Below are 311 nucleotides of genomic sequence, written 5' to 3' on the forward strand. Positions count from 1 at the left end.
TAAACATTGAATAATATATTGGCCCGCTGTTTCTGTGATTCAGTCCATTTATGACTGGGTTTAAAAAGCAGATACCTACTTCTGGCCAACAATTGTTTTAAGGTGTCTCCATTTTCTAAAGTATCAGGTTTATATTTCCGTCCTTCTTTTTGAGCTTGTTTATAAGCTTGATTGTCCTGATCAATTGCTTCCCATCTATAGTTGATTCTTTTCTGCTGCACTGCATCACAAGCCAATTTTTGAACATGAAAACGATCAATAACCGTAGTATGCTTAGGGAAACATTTCGTGGCAATTAAATTCATGCTATT

The 311-nt window shown here is 35.4% G+C and carries 1 protein-coding gene; it reads right to left on the reverse strand.

All coding sequences use genetic code 11. The annotated features are described in order from the left end of the window. The coding region (locus OM075_RS26035) for a transposase (protein ID WP_301193447.1) at positions 1-311 on the reverse strand (311 nt) is incomplete at both ends.

The organism is Plebeiibacterium sediminum (assembly GCF_026013605.1).
Classification (GTDB): Bacteria; Bacteroidota; Bacteroidia; order Bacteroidales; family Marinilabiliaceae; genus Saccharicrinis; species Saccharicrinis sediminus.